The sequence below is a fragment of the Serratia marcescens genome, from assembly GCF_001902635.1.
Lineage (GTDB): Bacteria > Pseudomonadota > Gammaproteobacteria > Enterobacterales > Enterobacteriaceae > Serratia > Serratia marcescens_F.
Map to the genome: position 1 here is coordinate 194,379 of NZ_MJAO01000007.1, position 15,233 is coordinate 209,611.

The following is a 15,233-nucleotide window of genomic DNA, read 5'->3' on the forward strand; positions in this document are numbered from 1 at the left end:
CACTACGACCCTTGTGCTCCCACTGGGCCAGAAGTTGGGGCTACGCGCATCGCAGTGTTTATTTGTGGATGCAGGTTTTACGGTGCGGCGTACAAACTCCATACATGAGAGGGGCTGTATATGAAATGCGGCCTTTGGTGTCAGGCTGCCAGTTCAGGCATCTATCACAAACTCTACAATTTTCTTCGCGTCGAGTGACGCATAGGGCAGACTTTCAATGATTGCAATTGAACGAGAGTCGCCAACAATACTTCCAATCTCAGCGACCTTATACTGAATGTGCGGCGCAATCAGAAAACCGCCGAAAGCGGGAGCCGCACTGGCAAAATTATCCGGACCCACAGCGCTAATAATGAGATGGTAGCCCTTACTTGTCTGCAAGCAATTGCATCTTTTTTGGAGCTAAAGTTTGAGGTCGTTAACTTCCGCTTTTTGCTCATAACCGACAGAACCCCAAAAAGCAAAAAGCCCGCTCAGGTTTCCCTGAGCGGGCTTCTCTAAATATGGCTCCTCTGACTGGACTCGAACCAGTGACATACGGATTAACAGTCCGCCGTTCTACCGACTGAACTACAGAGGAATCGTTTGAACGGGGCGAATAATAGCGAGGCGCCGTCGGCATGTCAAAGGCGGATTACACATTCTGTGACTGTTTGCTTACAGAATGCGCAACCCGTTGAGTTTTTTGGCAGATCTAGCCCTCAAGCGCCCGCTGCAGGCGCAGCTGATAGCGGTAAACGCCGGCGGTGAGCAGGTAATCCCGGTGCACGCTTGGGCTCCAGGAATCGTCGCCGCCCACCCCCATATGGAAACCGTCCAGGTGCAGCCAGGTGCCTGCTTCCGGCTGCAGCAGATGCTGGTGGCTGCAAGCCATCAGCTGTTGCAGGCCGTAGCGGCTGAGCGAGAAGTGGAAGCGGCCGTCGATGCGCCAGCCGCCGTAGCGCAGGCTGCGGGTGTCGCAGCGCAGGCCGTTTTCGCCGGGGAAAATATACGGCGTGTGCAGCTCGGCCAGCGGCAGGCGCCAGCGCCCGTGCTGCGCGGCCAGGCGGCGATCCGGGTAGTTCTCGTGCGGGCCAAGGCCCAGCCACTCGGCCTGCGCCTGCACCGTCGCCAGTTGGCAGTTGAGGCCGATGCGCGCCGGCGGCGGCAGGGCGTCGGCCACCTCGACCTCCACGTTTACGCTCACCGCGCCCAGTGCGTCGAACAGCCACTGTTTGCGGCTGATCAGCAGAATCTGCCCGTCCACGCCGAACTGGTGTTCGCTCACCACCCGCACGCCGCCCCGGATCGTATCGGCCTGCAGTTGCGTGCAGCGCTCTTCCAGCCGGTACAGGCCCGCCAGCTTCCAGCGTTCGACCCAGGCGTTGGGATCGATATGGTCCGCCTCGCTGACGCCGATGTCGTTATCGATCGGCGCACGCGTAAAGCCGTCGCGCAGCGGCGTCAGCAGCTGCGGCTGCTCGTTCTGCCACCACTGCGTCAGGTGGCCGCTGCTGCGCTCGAAGCGCCAGCGCTGGTCGCCGTGGGTGAGGGCCAGCCCCCGATCATCGTCAATGAGCGTTGGCGGCACGCCCTGCGCCGGCGGCGGCGCGGGATGCAGCGCGCGCGGCACCCGCCACTGATCCCAGGCGCAGCGGTGATGCGCTTCGGACCAGTCGGTGGCCTGCGGCTGCACCACCTCCACGTTTAGCCACAGCTCGCCGGGCTGATGCAGCATCGGCAGACGATCGAGCAGGGTGAAGCGATGGCTGCCCTGCGGCGGCAATGTCAGATCGAGGCTGCCGCTGGCGCGCTCCACGCCGTCCAGTTCCAGCCGCCAGTTGAGTTGTTCGTTGTCGGTGTGGCGGAACAGATAGTCGCTGGTGACGGTCAGCGTCAGCGAGGCGGCGTCGAAGGCGAAGCGGAACAGCTGCTGCGCCCGCTGCGCTTCGAACAGCGCCGGGTGCGGGGTACGATCCGCGAACACCAGCCCGTTCAGGCAGAACTGGCGATCGTTGGGGGTATCGCCAAAGTCGCCGCCGTAGGCCCAGTACTCTTTTCCCTGGGCGTCGCGGCGGATCAGCGCCTGATCGACCCAGTCCCAGACAAATCCGCCCTGCAGGCGCGGATAATGGTGGAACGCGCGCCAGTAGCGCTCAAAGCCGCCGAGGCTGTTGCCCATCGCATGGGCGTATTCGCACAGGATCAGCGGCCGCTGTTCCTCCGGCAGGCCGATCCACTTGCCGATCGCCCATTTGGGCACCGCCGGGAACGGCTGATCCTGATCCACCCGCGCATACATCGGGCAGATGATGTCGGTGGCGGCGGTGTCGGCGCCGCCGCCCTCATATTGCACCGGGCGGGTCGGATCCTGGCTTTTCACCCAGCGGTACAGCGCGTCGTGGTTCACGCCGTGGCCGGACTCGTTGCCCAGCGACCAGATAATGATGCAAGGGTGGTTGCGATCGCGCTGCACCATGCGGGTAACGCGCTCGCTCATCGCCGGCAGCCACTGCGGATCGTCAGCCAGGCGGTTCATCGGCTGCATGCCGTGGGTCTCGATATTGGCTTCGTCCACCACGTACAGCCCGTAGCGATCGCACAGCCGGTACCACAGCGGGTGGTTGGGGTAATGCGAGCAGCGTACCGCGTTGAAATTGTGCTGTTTCATTAGCAGGATGTCGTGGCGCATCGTCGCCTCGTCCATCACCTGGCCGTGGCGCGGATGATGCTCGTGGCGGTTAACGCCGCGGATCAGCAGCGGTTGCCCGTTGAGTTTCAGCAACCCGCCGCTGATTTCCACCTGGCGGAAGCCGACGTCATAGGCCTCTACCTCGATAATCTCCCCCTCGGACGAGAGCAGGGCGACGGTGGCGCGATACAGCGCGGGCGTTTCGGCGCTCCACAGCGCCGGGCGTTCTACCGGCAGGCGCAGCGTGACGCGATCGTCATAGGCGCCGCGCTCGTCCACGATCTCGCTGCCGAGCGGCTGGGTGCGTTCGGCCACCCGCGCGCCATCGCGCCACAGCTGAACCTGCACCTGCAGCGGGCCGGGCCGGCAGGTGCGCGCCGTCACCACCAGTTCGCCGCGGGTAAAGCTATCATGCAGCGGTGTGGTGATGCGCACATCGCTCAGGTGCGCGGCGGGTTTATGCAGCAGGCTGACGTCGCGGAAGATGCCGCTCATACGCCACATGTCCTGATCTTCGAGATAGCTGCCGTCGCACCAGCGCAGCACCATCACCGCCAGCCGGTTTTCGCCCGGCTGCAGCCACGGGCTGAGATCGAACTCCGCCGGCAGGCGGCTGTCCTGCGAATAGCCGATCCAGTGGCCGTTGCACCACAAATAGAACGCCGAGTTGACGCCGTCGAAGATGATGCGCGTCTGGCCGGCGGCCAGCCAGGCCGGATCGACGCTGAAGGTGCGCGAGTAGCAGCCGGTGGGGTTGTCTTCCGGCACATGCGGCGGATCGACCGGGAACGGGTAGCGCACGTTGGTGTAGATCGGCGCGTCGTAGCCGGCGAGTTGCCAGTTGCCCGGCACCGCCAGCGGGGCGGCGTCGGGCAGATCTTGCTGTAACCAGCCTTCCGGCGCCGCCTGCGGGCGGGGGAAATAGCTGAAGCGCCACTCGCCGTTCAGCGACCGGCGGCTGGCGCTGGGGGCATCGTCGCGCGCGTCTTCCACCGTGCGCCAGCTGGCGAACGGCGGGTGGGCGTCCAGCCGGCGGTAGTGGGTGCAGGCCGGGTTTTGCCAGTCACGGCGGGCGAGGATCTCGGTCAGGGAAGCAAGGGGCGCAGCAGGCATCGGCGATCGTCCAGTTGGCTAGGTGATGCTCACCAAGATGCTGACCGGCGCATAAAAAGTAAAGCGGTTACACGCAACCTTGCAAGGGCGATCAAATAACCGTTAATGCGGTTCGCCGGCGCGGTAGATCCGCTGCGGGCGGCCCACCTTGCCGTAAATGATCTCGGCGCGCAGCTGCTGCGCAGCGGTGCAAAACTCCAGGTAACGGCGCGCGGTGGTGCGGCTGAGCCCCATTTTTTGCGCAACGCTTTCAGCGGTGTGGCGCGCGGCGGGTTCGGCAAACAGCGCGCGGACCTTGCCCAGCGTCAGCTCGTCGATGCCGGCGGGTAGCGCCGCCTGCTGTTCGCCGCGGGCGTAGGTGTTGAACATCTCGTCGATGCGGCGCTGGTTGAGGCGCGCTTTGTCCTTCAGCGCTTCACGGCGCTGGCTGAAGCGCTGCAGGGTCTGGCTCAGCCGGTCATAGGCCAGCGGTTTGATCAGGTAGTCGAACACGCCGTAACGCAAAGCCTCGGCCACGGTGGCCATGTCGCTGGCGGCGGTGATGAACACGATGCCGCCACGGTAGCCGCTCAGCGTCAGTTCGCGCAGCAGGGTGATGCCCTGGCCGTCGGGTAGAAAGTTGTCCAGCAAGATCAGGTCCGGCTTGAAGCGTTCGGTCATGGCGCGTGCCTGCGCCAGGGTGCCGGCCAGCCAAATCTGGCGGCAGCCGCCGTTCTGGCGGATAAACTCCGCGTGCATCTCCGCCAGCGGCGTTTCGTCTTCAACGATCAGGATGTTCAGCCATTCCATAGTGCGACCCGTAATTGCAATAAAAATGCTAAGTGAATGTAAGTGAATTGCGGCGTCAAATAAAGATTATCTCAATAATAAACACCATAAGATTAATTAAGCAAATAAAGAACATTAAATAACTTATTAACCGGAATCGGTTTGTGAAATAGGTCAATAATCGGCGTTTTTTTTCTGTTTACCATTAATTTATCGAACGCGAGGTGGTGTTTATCTTCATGGTTTTTAAGGTTTTAATTACCCATTCTGATGTTAATTAAAATGCACTTTTGTATTTAATTTGTTGTTTGTCAGTTAACCCAGAGAGCGTGTTATGTTAGGTGATGCCGTATTTAATCGGGTAAAGCGATCGGATCATAAAGCGATTTCGGAAATAAGCGCCTTCTTGCGCAGTAACGATCTGAATATCGACACCACGGTTGAAATATTTATTACCGTTACCCAGCACGACAAATTGGTCGCCTGCGGCGGCATCGCCGACAATATTATCAAATGCGTCGCCATCAGCCCGCTGATGCGCGGCGAAGGGTTGGCGCTGGCGCTGGCGACCGAGCTGGTGAACCTGGCCTACGAGCGCCACCACACCCAGCTGTTTATCTACACCAAGGTGCAGAACGAGCCGCTGTTCCGCCAGTGCGGTTTCTACCCGATCGCCACCGTGCCGGGCATCGTGGTGCTGATGGAAAACAGCCCGTGCCGCCTGAAGCGCTACGCCGCCCAGCTGGCGAGCCAGCGCCGGCCGGGCGACACCATCGGCAGCATTGTGATGAACGCTAACCCCTTTACCCGCGGGCACCAGTATCTGGTGCGCCAGGCGGCCAAGCGCTGTGACTGGCTGCACCTGTTTCTGGTGAAGGAAAACACCTCGCGCTTCAGCTATGACGATCGGCGCCGGCTGGTGCTGGCCGGCACCGCCGATATCCCCAATCTCACGGTCCACGAAGGCTCGCAGTACGTGATCTCGCGCGCCACCTTTCCCTGTTACTTCATCAAGGATCAGGGTGTGGCCGACGACTGTTACACCGAAATCGATCTGAAGATCTTCCGCCAGTATCTGGCGCCCGCGCTGGGCATTACGCACCGCTTCGTCGGCAACGAGCCGTTCTGCGCGGTGACCGCGAAATACAACCGCGACATGCGCTACTGGCTGGAAACGCCGGCGCTGCCCAGCCCGCCGATCGCGCTGGTGGAAATCGAGCGTTTGCAATATCAGGGCACGGCGATCTCCGCCTCCTGGGTGCGCAAGCTGCTGGCGGCGGGGGACTTCCACGCCGCCGCGCCGCTGGTGCCGCCGGACACCCTGTACTACCTGCAGGATCTGCAAACGCAGCGCCGGGTCAAGACGGCCCCGCATCCTTTTGAGTCCGCACAATCAGGTGAATGATGAAAATTATCCGAGAAGCAATGGCCGGCACGCTGGAATCCAGCGATGTCATGGTGCGCATCGCGCCCGCCGAGGGGCCGCAGCACGATCTGTTGATCGCCAGCAGCGTGGAAAAACAGTTCGGCACGGCGATTCGCCACACCCTGCTGGAGGTGCTGCAGCGCTATGACGTGGAGCCGGTGCAGGTGATCGTCGACGACAAGGGCGCGCTGGACTGCGTGCTGCGCGCCCGGCTGGAAACCGCGCTGATGCGCGCCTGCGAGGGCGGCCAACTGCCGTGGGAGGCGAAAGATGAAAACGCTGAATAAAACCCGGCTGCGCCGCAGCATGTTGTTCGTCCCCGGCGCCAACGCGGCGATGGTCAGCAACGCCTTTATCTACCAGGCCGATGCGCTGATGTTCGATCTGGAAGACTCGGTGATTCTGCGTGAAAAAGACGCGGCGCGCCGGCTGGTGTATCACGCGCTGCAGCACCCGCTGTACCAGGAGGTGGAAACCATCGTGCGCGTCAATGCGCTCGACTCCGCCTATGGTCTGGCGGACTTGCAGGCGGTGGTGCGCGGCGGCGCGGACATCGTGCGCCTGCCCAAAACCGACAGTGCGCAGGACGTGGTCGACATGGAGCGCGAGATCGCCGCCATCGAAGCGGCCTGCGGCCGGCCGGTCGGCAGCACCGGGCTGCTGGCGGCGATCGAATCGGCGCAGGGCATCACCCACGCGGTGGCGATCGCGCACGCTTCGCCGCGGCTGATCGGCATCGCGCTGGGGGCGGAAGACTATGTGCGCAACCTGCGCACCGAACGCTCGCCGGAGGGCATCGAGCTGCTGTTCGCCCGTTGCTCGCTGCTGCAGGCGGCACGTGCCGCCGGCATTCAGGCGTTCGACACCGTTTACTCCGACGCCAACAACGAGGCCGGCTTCCTGCAGGAAGCGGCGCTGATCAAACAGCTCGGCTTCGACGGCAAATCGCTGATTAACCCGCGCCAGATTGAGCTGTTGCACAACCTGTACGCGCCGACCGCCAAAGAGGTGGCGCACGCGCAGCGGGTGGTGGACGCCGCCGAAGCGGCGGAGCGGGAAGGGCGCGGCGTGGTGTCGCTCAACGGAAAAATGGTCGACAGCCCGGTGATTGAACGCGCCCGGCTGGTGCTGGAGCGCGCCGCGCTGTCCGGCTTACGGGAAGAACCGGCGCAGCACGGGGAGGAAGCATGATGAACCGCCAACAACGATTGATGACCTTCAGCAACCCGGCGGATCTGCCGGGCTATCAGGAGGTTTCCAAGGCCAATCTGCAGGCGCGTAAACCGCGCGATCTCAAGCTGTGCGACTCCTTGCAGGAAGCGGTGCGCCGCAGCGGGCTGCAGGACGGCATGACCATCTCCTTCCACCATGCGTTTCGCGGCGGCGATCTGGCGCTCAACCAGGTGATGGAGACGCTGGCGGCGATGGGGTTCCGCAATCTGACGCTGGCCTCCAGTTCGTTGACCGATTGCCATGCGCCGCTGGTTGAGCATATCCGCCACGGCGTGGTGAACCGCATTTATACCTCCGGGCTGCGCGGCCCGCTGGCGGACGCCGTTTCGCGCGGCCTGCTGGCGGAGCCGGTGCAAATTCACTCGCACGGCGGCCGGGTCAACCTGATCGAATCCGGCGAGCTGAAGATAGACGTGGCCTTCCTCGGCGTGCCGGCCTGCGATGAGTTCGGCAACGCCAACGGTTACAGCGGCGAAGCCTGCTGCGGCTCGCTCGGCTATGCGCGGGTGGACGCCGAGGCGGCGGGCACCGTGGTGCTGCTGACCGAGCAGCTGGTGCCGTATCCGCATCATCCCGCCAGCCTGGCGCAGGATCGGGTGGATCTGATCGTGCAGTTGGAGCGGGTGGGCGACGCTGACAAGATCGGCGCCGACGCCACGCGCATGACCTCGAACCCGCGCGAGCTGCTGATCGCCCGCCGCGCCGCCGAGGTGATCGCCGGTTCCGGCTACTTCACCGAAGGCTTCTCGCTGCAAACCGGCACCGGCGGCGCCTCGCTGGCGGTGACCCGCTTCCTGGAGGACAAGATGCGCGCCCGCGGCATCCGCGCCGCGTTCGCCCTCGGCGGCATCACCTCGACCATGGTGGATCTGCATGAAAAAGGGCTGATCGGCAAGCTGCTGGACGTGCAGAGCTTCGATCGCGCGGCGGCGACCTCGCTGGCACGCAACCCGCGCCATATCGAAATCAGCGCCAACCAATACGCCAATTTCAGCTCCAAGGGCGCCTCGGTCGATCGGCTCGACGTGGTGGTGCTGAGCGCGCTGGAAATCGACACCGGCTTCAACGTTAACGTGCTGACCGGCTCCGACGGCGTGCTGCGCGGCGCGTCCGGCGGCCACTGCGACACCGCCGCCGCCGCGCGGCTGGCGATCATCGTTGCACCGTTGGTGCGCGGGCGCATCCCGACGCTGGTGGAGCAGGTGACCACCTGCGTCACGCCGGGATCCAGCATCGACATTCTGGTGACTGACCACGGCATCGCCGTCAACCCGGCGCGGCCGGAGCTGGCGCAGCGCCTGCAGCAGGCGGGGCTCGAGGTGGTGAGCATCGACTGGCTGCGCGCCCGCGCGCTGCAGCTGACCGGCGAACCGCAGCCGATCGCGTTTACCGACAAGGTGGTGGCGGTGGTGCGCTATCGCGACGGCTCGGTGATCGACGTGGTGCATCAGGTGGCGGAGTAACCGATGGCCGCCGTCGATCCCCGGTTGGCCGCCGAACGCGCGGTCAGCCTGCCGGAGCTGCTCACCAGCCGCGAATGCCGCCAGGCACGCCAGCAGGCGTGGCTGGCGCAGCACGAATGCACGCTGCTGGTGCTGACGCTGGTGGTGCCCGGCCCGGTGAAAGACAACGCGCTGACGCGCGGCATCTTCAACCTGGGCTGGGCGGCGTTGCTGCGGCTGAGCGTCGAACAGGGGTGGTCCAGCCCGCAGGCCGAGGCGCTGGCACTCTCTACCGGCTGCGAAGGCTTTCTGGCGCTGCGCGCCGACGCCCAGCGGGTGAAGGATTGCGCCATGCAGCTGGAGGTGAGCCGCCCAATCGGCCGGCTGTGGGATATCGACGTGCTGGATACGCAGGGGCGCATTTTGTCGCGCCGCGACATCGGCCTGCCGGAACGGCGCTGCCTGCTGTGCGGCCAACCGGCCAAGATCTGCGCCCGCCAGCGGCGGCATAGCAGCGAGCAGTTGCTGCATGAAATGGAAAGGATGTTCAACGATGCGATCTCTGCCGATTAACCTGCCCGCCCGCCGTGCTGAACCGGCCTGCGACTTCGCCCGCGCCGCCTTTCGCGCGCTGCTGGTGGAAGTCAACCTCACGCCCAAGCCGGGGCTGGTGGATCGCCATAACACCGGCGCCCACCGCGATATGGATCTCGGGCACTTTTACCGCAGCGCCCGCGCCATCGGCGTGTGGCTGCCGCGCTTTATCCAACGTGGGCGCGAAGACGCGGCTTTGCCGGTAGAGCAGCAGCTGGCGCGGTTGCGGCCGCTTGGCCTGGCCTGCGAAAACCAGATGTTCCGCGCTACCGGCGGCATTAACACCCACAAGGGCAGCGTGTTCTCGCTCGGTTTGCTGTGCACCGCCTTCGGTCGCCTGCAGCAGCAGGGGCGCGCCATCGGCGCCGAAACGCTGTGCGCCGAGGCGGCGGCGATGTGCCGGGGGCTGGTGGATCGCGAATTGCGGCGTAATAACGCCGGGCAGACCGCCGGCCAGCGGCTATTCGCCGCTCACGGGCTGAGCGGCGCGCGCGGCGAGGCGGAGTCCGGTTTTCGGTTGGTGATTGACGGCGCGCTGCCGCTGTATCGGCAACGGCTGGCCGCCGGGTACGACGAACAGCGGGCGCTGCTGGACAGCCTGCTGTGGCTGATGGCCCACAACGACGACACCAACGTCGCCTCGCGCGGCGGCATGCTCGGGCTGCGCTGGCTGCGGCACCGGGCGGTATTGCTGCTGGCGCAGGGCGGCTCGGCCGGGGAGGCGGGGCTGGCGCGACTGCGGCGCTTCGACGCCGACTGCATCGCCCGCAACCTCAGCCCCGGCGGCAGCGCCGACCTGTTGATAGTGACCTGGCTGCTGGCGCAGCTGGGTGCCCAAGAATAATAACCAAGCCTTCAGGAGAGTCCCTATGTCCCAAACCCAGGAAAAGATCTGGAAAGCGATAGCGCCGCTGGCGGTGCTCGCGATCCTGTTATTGATACCGGTGCCCGACGGCATGCCACCGCAGGCGTGGCACTACTTCGCCATCTTCGTGGCGATGATCGTCGGCATGATTCTGGAGCCGATCCCGGCCACCGCCATCAGCTTTATCGCGGTGACCGTCAGCGTGCTCAGCGCCAACTGGGTGCTGTTCGGCGCGCAGGAGCTGGCCGAGCCGGGCTTCAAGGCTGGTAAAGAGGCGCTGAAATGGGGGCTGGCAGGCTTCTCCAGCACCACCGTCTGGCTGGTGTTCGGCGCCTTTATCTTCGCGCTGGGCTACGAGGCCACCGGGCTGGGGCGGCGCATCGCGCTGTTCCTGGTGAAATTCATGGGCAAGCGCACGCTGACGCTGGGCTATGCGGTGGTGATCATCGATATCCTGCTGGCGCCGTTTACGCCGTCCAACACCGCGCGCACCGGTGGCACGGTGTTCCCGGTGGTGAAAAACCTGCCGCCGCTGTTCGACTCTTTCCCTAACGATCCCTCTTCACGCCGCATTGGCGGTTACCTGATGTGGATGATGGTGGTCGGCACCAGCATCAGTTCCTCGATGTTCGTCACCGGCGCCGCGCCGAACGTGCTGGGCATCGAGTTCGTCGGCAAGATTGCCGGGGTGCACATCAGCTGGATGCAGTGGTTCCTGGCGTTTCTGCCGGTCGGCCTGCTGCTGCTGATCATCGCGCCGCTGATCTCCTACTACCTGTACAAACCGGGCGTGACCCACAGCAGCGAAGTGGCCGCTTGGGCGGATACCGCGCTCGGTGAAATGGGCAAGCTGACGCGCAAGGAATACACCCTGATCGGCCTGGTGTTGCTCAGCCTGTGTCTGTGGGTGTTCGGCGGCAAAATGCTGGACGCCACCGCGGTGTGCCTGTTGGCGGTGTCGCTGATGCTGGCGCTGCACGTGGTGTCGTGGAAGGAGATCACCAAATACTCCAGCGCCTGGAACACGCTGGTTAACCTGGCGACGCTGGTGGTGATGGCCAACGGTCTGACGCGTTCCGGTTTTATCGACTGGTTCGCCCAGACCATGAGCACCCACCTGGACGGCTTCTCGCCGAACATGACGGTGGTGGCGCTGGTGCTGGTGTTCTACTTTGCCCACTACCTGTTCGCCAGCCTGTCGGCGCACACTGCCACTATGCTGCCGGTGATCCTGGCGGTCGGCAAAGGGTTGCCGGGCGTGCCGATGGAACAGTTGTCGATGCTGTTGGTGCTGTCGATCGGTATCATGGGTGTGCTGACGCCGTACGCCACCGGGCCGGGGGTGATCATCTACGGCTGCGGCTACGTGAAATCGAAAGACTACTGGCGCCTGGGCGGCATTCTCGGCGTGGTGTACATCGCCGCGCTGCTGCTGATCGGCTGGCCGATCATGAGCCTGTGGTACTGAGTTGAAGCAGAGCGGCCACCGCCCGGTGGCCGCGGGTACGATCTTTTCCCGTGAGCCCTGTCACATACTTGTCACATCAACCCCGCCATCATACTCAGGCAAACGCTAACACCTTAAAAATAATCATTTTCCGGGAGCCTCTGCGGATGAGAAAAAAAACGTTATTGTTATGCCTGCCCTTGTTATTCACCGGGAACGCGCTGGCGGAAGCCGGCGGTTATCAACTGGAACAGGTGCTGGTGATGAGCCGCCATAACCTGCGCGCGCCGCTGGCCAACAACGGCAGCGTGCTGGCGCAGTCTACGCCGAGGGCCTGGCCGGCCTGGGAAACGCCGGGCGGCCAGCTGACCACCAAGGGTGGGGTGCTGGAAGTGTATATGGGGCACTACTTCAACGCCTGGCTGAAGCAGACCGGCCTGTTGCCGCAAGAGGGCTGCCCGACCGCCGGCAGCGTGTACGTCTACGCCAACAGCCTGCAGCGCACGGTGGCCACCGCGCAGTTCTTCAGCAACGGTGCGTTCCCCGGCTGCGACGTCAGCGTGCACCATCAGGACAAGATGGGCGAGATGGATCCGACCTTCAACCCGATCATCACCGACACCAGCGAAGCCTTCAACCAGCAGGCGCTGGCGGCGATGAACGCCGCGCTGGGATCGCTGAAGCTGGACGCCTCTTACCAACAGCTGGCGAAGATCATCGACTACAAGGATTCCGCCGCCTGCAAGACCGACAAACACTGCGACCTGACCAAAGAAGCCAGCGTGATGAGCGCGGTGCCGGGCAAAGAGCCGGGCGTCTCCGGCCCGTTGCGGGTGGGCAACTCGCTGGTGGACGCCTTTATGCTGCAGTATTACGAAGGTTTCCCGATGAAAGAGGTGGCCTGGGGCAAAATCGCCACCCCGCACCAGTGGAAGCAGTTGGCGCAGTTGAAAGACGGCTATCAGGATTCGCTGTTCACCTCGCCGATGGTGGCGCAAAACGTCGCCAAACCGCTGCTGACCTACATCAACCACGCGCTGCTCGGCGAGCGCAAGCCGGACGCGCCAAAGCTGACGGTGCTGGTCGGCCACGACTCCAATATTGCCTCGCTGCTGTCGGCCATGCAGTTCCAGCCGTATCAGCTGCCGCAGCAGTATGAGAAAACGCCGATCGGCGGCAAGCTGGTGTTCCAGCGCTGGCGCGACGCACAGAACGACCGTGAATTGCTGAAGATCGAGTATGTCTATCAGTCTACCGAACAGCTGCGCAAAGCGACGCCGCTGACGCTGCAAACCCCGCCGCAGCGCGTGACGCTGGCGCTGAAAGGTTGCCCGATCGACAAGGACGGTTTCTGCGCCTGGAGCGATTTCGAAAAGACCATGAAAGGCATTCTATAATGCCCACGCCTCTCTCCCGACCGCGGGGGAGAGGCCTCTCCCCATCCCGGCTAACGCGCCGTCGTGCGGGCGTTAACGCCATTTATTTTGCCCAGGGTCATTGTTGCAGGCCGTTTCGGGGGCTAACATCATCAGCCTGCCTGCTTATCATGGATACCGCCGTTGCCCACTTTTATCCGCAATATCGAATTTTTCGCGCCGGAAGGCTATCCGGGCCAGGTGGTGCGCTGCCATTTTGCGCTGGCGGAGTATCGCGACGACAGTTATCCCGAGGCGGGTTTTGCGCTGCCGGATCATCTGGCGCGCGCGGTACCGAAACGCCGTGCGGAGTATCTGGCCGGGCGTTTTCTGGCGCGGCAGCTGTTGGCGCCGCTCGGCTTTGCCAACTTTACCTTGACGCGTGGCGAAGATCGCGCGCCGCAGTGGCCGGCGGGCATCGCCGGCGCGCTGAGTCATAATTCGGATACCGCGCTGTGCGCCGTGCACCGCGAGAGCGGGCTGGGCGGCGTTGGGTTGGATGTGGAAACGCTGCTACCCGACGTGCGGGCGGAGGAGTTGTGGGGCGCGATCGTCTCGGCGGCGGAGCGCGAGGCGTTGCTGCAAGAGGCGTTGCCGTTCAACGAACTGCTGACGCTGACGTTTTCGGCCAAAGAGAGCCTGTTCAAGGCGCTCTATCCACAGGTGCGCCGTTACTTCGATTTTCTTGATGCGCGAATGGTGGCGGTGGATGCGCAGCGGCAGATGTTTGTATTAGAGCTGCTTACGACATTGACGCCGCATTGCCCCGCCGGCCGGCGGTTTGCGGGGCGTTATTGGCGAAGAGGTGACGACGTAACGACCTTTATTTTTTGTTAAAGCATAACAATAACAAAGCGTTATATTTTCCACGCCGCCGTGCGGGGTGACCGCCGCGCGCGGAAAGATTCCTTCATCGGTGATTGACCCACGGTGGGGATCCGGTGTAATTTACCATCCTTTTATGGCTAATGATAATTATTCGCATAACCATTATCATTAGTGAGGCGAAACAAAGGAGTGGTCTTGTGGCGACACTGACGACAGAAAATCAAACCTTCCCCGGGTTTGTTTACGCCGAGCAATCGACCTTTTTGTTCCGGTCCGAGTTCCGCTCACTTTCCGCCAGCGGCATGTTCGAACGGATTGAAACGCCGGCGTTCGGCGGCGAGCAGGAAGGTAGCGCATTGGCGCGGCATATCCGCCAGGCGCTGGCGCGCGCCAAAGCCGCCGGCCAGGAGACGCCGGTGGTGGTGGGCGCCATTCCGTTCGATACGCGTCGGCCTTCCAGCCTGTATGTACCTGAAAGTTGCCAGTTTGTCGCCAATGACAGTTTTATCCGCGCCGCGCGCCCGATGCTGCAACAGCCGCATCGCCTGGCCGCCTGCACCAGCATTCCGGACGAGCCGCGCTTCAAGCACGCGGTGGCGGAAGCGGTCAGCCGCTTTAAACAGGGCAAATTGGATAAGGCGGTGCTGTCGCGCATCCTGGAGATAGAATTGGAGCAGCCGGTGGCGGGCCACCAGATCCTCAATAACCTGATGGTGCAGAACCCGACCGGTTACCACTTTTCTCTGCCGCTGGCCGATGGCGGCGTGCTGATCGGCGCCAGCCCGGAATTGCTGATCCGCAAGCAGGGCGGAGAGATCCATTCCAACCCGTTGGCCGGCTCTGCGCGCCGTCAGGACGACCCGCAGCAGGATCGGCTCGGCAGCGAGCGCCTGATGCGCTCGACCAAAGACAAATATGAACACAAGCTGGTGATTGACGACATTCGCCGGCACCTGGCACCGCTGTGCGCCAGCCTGCGCGTGCCCAGCGGCCCATCGCTGCTCAGCACCGGCACCATGTGGCATCTGTCCACCCGCATCCGCGGCGAGCTGCTGAACCCGAATCTCAACGTGATGCAGCTGGCCTGCCTGCTGCATCCGACGCCGGCGTTATGTGGCTTCCCAACCGAAAGCGCCCGTCAGCTGATCGCCGATCTGGAGCCGCACGATCGCGGTTTGTTCAGCGGCATCGTCGGTTGGTGCGACGCCAACGGCGACGGCGAGTGGGCGATCGTTATCCGCAGCGGCCTGTTGCGCGGCAACCGGGTGCGGCTGTTTGCCGGCGCAGGCATTGTCGCCGCCTCGACGCCGCAGTCTGAATGGGCGGAAACCGCCGCCAAACTGGGCACCATGCTCAACGCTTTCGGCCTGAACAGCGGCGCGCTGTAAGGGCTCTTTGCGGCGCGTTTGCGCGCCGCGTCACACGCTTTCG

12 protein-coding genes, 1 tRNA gene and 1 pseudogene are annotated in these 15,233 nt (G+C 63.5%); 10 read left to right on the top strand and 4 right to left on the bottom strand.

Annotation, left to right across the window (positions count from 1 at the left end):
* Positions 1 to 153: 153 nt before the first annotated feature.
* The 4 genes and pseudogenes from BHU62_RS09255 to dpiA form a co-directional block, all read right to left on the bottom strand.
* Positions 154 to 391 (bottom strand): annotated as a pseudogene (locus tag BHU62_RS09255) (PTS cellobiose transporter subunit IIB).
* A 113-nt stretch (positions 392 to 504) separates the two neighbouring features.
* Positions 505 to 580: transfer RNA gene (locus BHU62_RS09260), tRNA-Asn, on the bottom strand.
* A gap of 114 nt (positions 581 to 694) precedes the next feature.
* Positions 695 to 3,784, bottom strand: a complete 3,090-nt coding sequence (locus BHU62_RS09265) for a beta-galactosidase (protein WP_073531644.1) — start codon at positions 3,782 to 3,784, stop codon at positions 695 to 697.
* Between the two features lie 102 nt (positions 3,785 to 3,886).
* Positions 3,887 to 4,573: a two-component response regulator DpiA gene (gene dpiA / locus BHU62_RS09270; RefSeq protein WP_021505854.1), complete on the bottom strand. Its 687-nt coding sequence runs from the start codon at positions 4,571 to 4,573 to the stop codon at positions 3,887 to 3,889.
* Positions 4,574 to 4,886: 313 nt separating this feature from the next.
* Between dpiA and citC the strand changes: the two genes are divergently transcribed.
* The 10 genes from citC (at position 4,887) to BHU62_RS09320 (ending at position 15,190) form a co-directional block, all read left to right on the top strand.
* On the top strand, positions 4,887 to 5,957 hold the full coding sequence (gene citC / locus BHU62_RS09275) for a [citrate (pro-3S)-lyase] ligase (protein ID WP_073531645.1): 1,071 nt from the start codon (positions 4,887 to 4,889) through the stop codon (positions 5,955 to 5,957).
* A complete protein-coding gene (gene citD / locus BHU62_RS09280; protein WP_073531646.1) occupies positions 5,957 to 6,265 on the top strand; it encodes a citrate lyase acyl carrier protein in 309 nt (102 codons plus the stop codon). The genes citC and citD overlap by 1 nt, the downstream gene beginning before the upstream one ends.
* Positions 6,249 to 7,169 (top strand): citrate (pro-3S)-lyase subunit beta, encoded by a 921-nt coding sequence (gene citE, locus BHU62_RS09285; RefSeq protein WP_033651847.1) that lies wholly within the window; start codon positions 6,249 to 6,251, stop codon positions 7,167 to 7,169. The genes citD and citE overlap by 17 nt, the downstream gene beginning before the upstream one ends.
* Positions 7,169 to 8,674 carry a citrate lyase subunit alpha gene (citF, locus tag BHU62_RS09290; protein ID WP_073531647.1) on the top strand — a complete coding sequence of 502 codons (1,506 nt, stop codon included), beginning with the start codon at positions 7,169 to 7,171 and terminating at the stop codon, positions 8,672 to 8,674. Before citE ends, citF begins: the two co-directional genes overlap by 1 nt.
* Before the next feature lie 3 nt (positions 8,675 to 8,677).
* A complete protein-coding gene (citX, locus tag BHU62_RS09295; protein ID WP_073531648.1) occupies positions 8,678 to 9,226 on the top strand; it encodes a citrate lyase holo-[acyl-carrier protein] synthase in 549 nt (182 codons plus the stop codon).
* A complete protein-coding gene (citG, locus tag BHU62_RS09300) occupies positions 9,207 to 10,091 on the top strand; it encodes a triphosphoribosyl-dephospho-CoA synthase CitG (protein WP_073531649.1) in 885 nt (294 codons plus the stop codon). Before citX ends, citG begins: the two co-directional genes overlap by 20 nt.
* A gap of 25 nt (positions 10,092 to 10,116) precedes the next feature.
* Entirely contained in the window at positions 10,117 to 11,580 is a 1,464-nt protein-coding gene (locus tag BHU62_RS09305; protein ID WP_004940821.1) for an anion permease, read from the top strand.
* 146 nt (positions 11,581 to 11,726) lie between these two features.
* Positions 11,727 to 12,956, top strand: coding sequence for a bifunctional glucose-1-phosphatase/inositol phosphatase (agp, locus tag BHU62_RS09310; protein ID WP_073531650.1), 1,230 nt, complete (start codon positions 11,727 to 11,729; stop codon positions 12,954 to 12,956).
* A gap of 162 nt (positions 12,957 to 13,118) precedes the next feature.
* Positions 13,119 to 13,811 carry a 4'-phosphopantetheinyl transferase family protein gene (locus BHU62_RS09315; protein WP_078062037.1) on the top strand — a complete coding sequence of 231 codons (693 nt, stop codon included), beginning with the start codon at positions 13,119 to 13,121 and terminating at the stop codon, positions 13,809 to 13,811.
* Between the two features lie 188 nt (positions 13,812 to 13,999).
* A complete protein-coding gene (locus BHU62_RS09320) occupies positions 14,000 to 15,190 on the top strand; it encodes an isochorismate synthase MenF (protein WP_073531652.1) in 1,191 nt (396 codons plus the stop codon).
* Positions 15,191 to 15,233: the final 43 nt, after the last annotated feature.

Excerpts from the sequence above, each read along its gene's own strand:
- dpiA (WP_021505854.1), bottom strand. The coding sequence starts at position 4,573 with ATGGAATGGCTGAACATCCTGATCGTTGAAGACGAAACGCCGCTGGCG.
- citE (WP_033651847.1), top strand. The coding sequence starts at position 6,249 with ATGAAAACGCTGAATAAAACCCGGCTGCGCCGCAGCATGTTGTTCGTC.
- BHU62_RS09305 (WP_004940821.1), top strand. The coding sequence starts at position 10,117 with ATGTCCCAAACCCAGGAAAAGATCTGGAAAGCGATAGCGCCGCTGGCG.
- citX (WP_073531648.1), top strand. The coding sequence starts at position 8,678 with ATGGCCGCCGTCGATCCCCGGTTGGCCGCCGAACGCGCGGTCAGCCTG.
- citD (WP_073531646.1), top strand. The coding sequence starts at position 5,957 with ATGAAAATTATCCGAGAAGCAATGGCCGGCACGCTGGAATCCAGCGAT.
- citG (WP_073531649.1), top strand. The coding sequence starts at position 9,207 with ATGCGATCTCTGCCGATTAACCTGCCCGCCCGCCGTGCTGAACCGGCC.
- BHU62_RS09265 (WP_073531644.1), bottom strand. The coding sequence starts at position 3,784 with ATGCCTGCTGCGCCCCTTGCTTCCCTGACCGAGATCCTCGCCCGCCGT.
- citC (WP_073531645.1), top strand. The coding sequence starts at position 4,887 with ATGTTAGGTGATGCCGTATTTAATCGGGTAAAGCGATCGGATCATAAA.
- agp (WP_073531650.1), top strand. The coding sequence starts at position 11,727 with ATGAGAAAAAAAACGTTATTGTTATGCCTGCCCTTGTTATTCACCGGG.
- citF (WP_073531647.1), top strand. The coding sequence starts at position 7,169 with ATGAACCGCCAACAACGATTGATGACCTTCAGCAACCCGGCGGATCTG.